This is a genomic window from Pontibacter sp. HJ8 (assembly GCF_054824225.1).
In genome coordinates, this window is sequence record NZ_JSYF01000300.1 from 1 (window position 1) to 4,717 (window position 4,717).

General features: G+C 51.1%; 3 protein-coding genes. 1 reads left to right on the forward strand and 2 read right to left on the reverse strand.

The genetic code is table 11. From position 1 onward, the window contains the following. Together OB13_RS13530 and OB13_RS13535 are read right to left on the reverse strand one after the other, a co-directional pair. Positions 1-525 (reverse strand): DUF3109 family protein (locus OB13_RS13530; protein ID WP_461490699.1); only part of this gene is annotated, 525 nt, incomplete at its 3' end. A gap of 156 nt (positions 526-681) precedes the next feature. After that, entirely contained in the window at positions 682-2,322 is a 1,641-nt protein-coding gene (locus OB13_RS13535; RefSeq protein ID WP_461490700.1) for an ankyrin repeat domain-containing protein, read from the reverse strand. Positions 2,323-2,613: 291 nt separating this feature from the next. Here OB13_RS13535 and OB13_RS13540 point away from each other — a divergent pair. Beyond that, positions 2,614-4,717: ATP-dependent helicase (locus OB13_RS13540; protein ID WP_461490701.1), on the forward strand; the 2,104-nt coding region annotated here is incomplete at its 3' end.

Below are 4,717 nucleotides of genomic sequence, written 5' to 3' on the forward strand. Positions count from 1 at the left end.
ATCTTCGCCATACCTGCGGATAAGCGGCTCTTTCAGGAACTGGTACACACGTACCCCCAGCTCCTCGCCAAAATTACAGGCGGCAGCACAGATGCTCCAGCGATCATAATTGAGGGCCTCAAAGCCATCATACTTGGTAATCCGGATCGGGTATAGGTGGCAGGAAATGGGCTTCTTCCAATCAATGATGCCATCGTAGTAGGCTTGCTCAATGGCACATTTCAACACATGCTGCTCATCGTAGATGGCATAAGCACACTCCCGGTTTCCAATGGTCGGAGTGGAATAGTCGCCTTCAAAATCGATGATATAATGCCCCTGCTCTGCAATCGCCTGTCTGCCGTCCTCAGACATGTAGGGCTTGATCTTATCGTAATGCTGCTCCAGGATCACCAGTTCATCGCCATCCAAAGGTGCTCCCAGGTCGCCCTCTACACAGCAGGCACCTTTGCACCTCTCCAGGTTGCAGACAAAGAATTTTTCGCGGATGTCATCGCTGATGACGGTATTCTGAAGGACTATCATGTAAGTATTAAATAGAAAAAATGCGCCGGCGGTCAGTCAGTAACTGTTTTCCGAAGCCGGATTTGAATTCTAAAAGAGAGACAAAGTTAGCCATAAATAAGTTTAGAAAGCCGAAAATGAGCTTCTCTCGGTGCTGGTTCAGCCTACAGGTATAGCTTATTTCTTAGGTGCCCTCGCTCCTGCGGCCAACAGTATATTATGAATGCTTTCGCGCTTGGAGTAGTCCATCGCGGTTTTGCCTGCGTAGTCGCGCAGGCCCGGGTCGGCTCCGGCATTCAGCAAGGCTACGATTACTTCATTGCCTCCATCCAGCTGACAAGCCAGCATCAGCGGCGTTTTACCTTCCAGGTTCTGGATATTCGGATTAGCTCCTCCTTTCAGAAGTTTGTTCAGCTCCATCAGGTGTGTGCCATTTGCAAACCGGATCGCATAATACAAGGGGGTGTTGCCCAGGTTATCCACCAGGTTGGGGTCGGCTTTATACTTAAACAAGGTATCGAGCAACCGAGCCTGCTCGATCTCGAACAATTCGGTGTTGATGCGGGCACCGGACATGGCATAATGCAACGCTGTTTTTCCATCCTGATCCGTGGCATTCACTTGAGCCCCATTTCGCAACAACTGGCTGGCCACCTGCAGGCGCACTTCCGGCACATAGATCACGCCATAGTCTTCCAATAATAGCGGAATAAAAATGCCATGCATCAGCGGAGTACGCAGCCTGAAGTCAAAGTCATACCCGTTCGGGATAACCCTTGTGTTGACATTGGCACCATTGGTCAGGGTCCGTTTTACAATATCCGGGTTACGCTCAATAGAGGCCAGCACCAGTTTCTGGTCTGCATCCTGGCTCAGGTATTTGAGCTGTTCAAAAGCATTCGTACTGCCTTTTGCAATGGCCTGATGGTACAGGGTACGGGCTGAGTCGGGCTTTGCTTCGCCCAGGTTTCCTTCTTCGTAGAGCAGGCCCAAGGTATAAAGCGCTTCGCGCTCACCGGCAGCAGCTCCTTTTTTTAGCCAGAAAACTGCTTTCGCTACGTCTTCCTGCACGCCCTCTCCAGACAGGTATAGGTTCGCCAGTGAGCCATAGGCAACCACATCGCCTTTATTGGCCGCTCTTTTGATGTAGTTGAACGCGTATTCTTTGTCCTGTATCTCGCCATAGCCGGTATAATACATGCCTCCCAATATGCGGTTGCAGAAGGCATCCCCGGCTACGGCCATTTCCCGGATCTCCACGGCGGCACTGCGCATCAGCTGCAGGAAACGCTTCTTATCTTCTTCTGAAGTCAGCAACATTAATTCAGCCATACCCAGGTTGCCCAACAGGCTGTTCCCGTCCAGGGCCAGTTTAAAGTAGAATCTGGCAGAGTCAGGATTGGATTCAAAATACGTTTCAGGGTTGAGGCGTTGCAGGGAATCTATATTTCCGACCGGTTTTTTCAGTTCAGCGTACTGGTGCATGCGGCCCATAAAATAATACGCAGCCCCTTCTTCCCTTGCCGCCGCCTGTTTGAATTTTGTATAAGCTTTCTGGTATTGCAAGGCTATGTACAAGTTGACTGCCTCCTGCATCTCCGGCGTGCGCCATACCTGTCCCTTTGGGCGCGGCACCTTAGCAGAAGCGGCTTTTTCTTCCACAACAGGTATAGTCACCGTGTCAGGTATAGCAACAGTATCGGGTGGTGTGCTCTGTTGTTCAACCGATTGCGCCAGCGCAGTATAGCCGGCAGGTAGGAACATGAGCAAAAAAAGCAATCTCTTCATGGCAGGTATAGCGGTATTAATCATTCGCATGGTCAGGAAATTCAGAATTTTGTTGCCTTTCGACCTGGCACAGCTTAGGCAAAGATAAACATTATGCTTCTTTTATCTATAAATGCTTTGATTCAAGCCACAGGCAGCTCCTACAAACTCTCTACCGCAGGCTTCTGACACAGCGCAAAACAGGGGCCAAACTAATACTTCTCCTAAAGAAACCATCTGTAGCTGTGTCTGGTTCTCTAAATGTGTCGGCAGCATTCCTAAAACAGATAAGTTATTCGTAAATTGCAAGGATTTTTAAAAGACGCACGCGGAAGAGACGAAATGGATTATATTAGTTTACTAAACGAGTCGCAACGCCAGGCCGTGCTCCATACTGAGGGGCCAGCCATGATCATAGCGGGTGCCGGCTCAGGCAAAACAAGAGTACTTACTTACCGGATCGCCCACCTCATTAGTTTAGGTATAGACCCGTTTAATATACTGGCCCTGACCTTTACCAACAAGGCGGCCAAAGAAATGCGCCATCGTATTGAGAAGGTGATCGGCAACGAGGCCAAGAATATCTGGATGGGTACTTTCCACTCCGTTTTCTCGCGCATCCTGCGTGCCGAAGCTGACAAGATCGGCTACCCAAAAAGCTTTACCATCTACGACACCGACGACTCCAAGACGCTCATTCGCAACATTGTGAAAGAGATGAACCTGGACGACAAGTTGTATAAGCCGAACGTGGTGCTGGGCCGGATTTCTTCTGCCAAAAACAAGCTGATCTCGGTGAGGCAGTACCTGAACGACCCGGTGATACAGGCCGACGATGATGCCGCCATGCGACCCAAGATTGGCAAGATCTACGAAATGTACCAGAGCCGCTGCTTCCGGGCTGGCGCCATGGATTTTGATGACCTGCTCTTCAACACGAACGTGCTCTTCAAAGACCACCCGGACGCGCTCAACAAGTACCAGAACATCTTTAAGTTCGTGATGGTGGATGAGTACCAGGACACGAACTACTCGCAGTACCTGATCACCCGCAAACTGGCGGCCCAGAACCGCAACATTGTGGTCGTGGGGGACGATGCGCAGTCCATTTATGCTTTCCGTGGGGCCGATATTCAGAATATTCTCAACTTTGAGCGCGACTACCCGGAACTGGAGGTGTTCAAGCTGGAGCAGAACTACCGCTCTACCAAGAACATTGTGCATGCGGCCAACTCCGTAATCAAAAATAACCAGGCGCAGCTGCGCAAGGATGTTTTTACGGACAATGAAGAAGGCCCGCTGATCGAAGTGATCAAGGCAAACTCGGATAACGAGGAAGGGAAACTGGTCGCTACGACCATCTTCGAGGAGAAAATGAACAACCACCTCTCCTACGACGATTTCGCTATCCTGTACCGCACCAATGCCCAGTCGCGTGCCATGGAAGAAGCCCTGCGCCGCATGAACATCAAGTATAAGATCGTCGGCGGCCTCTCCTTCTACCAGCGCAAAGAGATCAAGGACCTGATCGCCTACCTGCGCCTGACCGTGAACCCGAACGATGAGCAGGCCCTGCGCCGCGTGATCAACTACCCGAAACGGGGTATAGGCGAGACCACGGAGCAGAAACTGTTTGTGACGGCCAACGACATCAACCACTCGGTTTGGGAAGTGGTGCAGAATGCTAGTGAATTCCTGGGTAACCGCGTCGGAACGGCCATCGAGAACTTCTCCATCATGATCCGGGACTTTGCCCGCATCGCCGAGAACAGCGACGCCTTTGAAGTAGCCAAGCACATCGCCAAGCATTCCGGTATAGTAGATGACCTGTACCAGGACAAAACAGTAGAGGGCCTGGCCCGCTATGAGAACATTCAGGAGCTCCTCAATGGTATAAAGGAGTATGTGGATGACCCGGAGAAGGAAGATAAGAGCCTTTCTGCCTTCCTGCAGGACATTGCCCTGATCACCGATGCCGATACCAAGGCGGATATGGATGGGGAGTTTGTAACGCTCATGACCATTCACTCTGCCAAAGGTCTGGAGTATAAGAACGTGTTCATCGTAGGTATGGAAGAAAACCTTTTCCCGAGCCAGATGATGCTCAACTCCCGCGCTGACCTGGAAGAGGAACGCCGCCTGTTTTATGTAGCCATCACCCGTGCCGAAAAAAAATTATACCTGACGTACGCCACCAGCCGTTACCAGTGGGGCAACCTGCGCTCGTGTGAGAAGAGCCGCTTCCTGGATGAGATCGATCCGAAGTACCTCAACTTCAAGTATGGCGAACATAATGCAGGGGGAAGCGGTAATGTATTTGACAGGGTACTGCAACGCAAAAGTAGCATCAGCAGCCTGGTTTCTCCGCCACCACGCAAGCAGGCTGCAACAGCCTATACCGCACCGGCCGATTTTCAGCCGAGTGACACCTCCAACCTGGAAGCCG

Bases quoted from the DNA above. Each gene is read 5' to 3' on its own strand.
- OB13_RS13535 (WP_461490700.1), bottom strand. From the start codon at position 2,322: ATGCGAATGATTAATACCGCTATACCTGCCATGAAGAGATTGCTTTTT.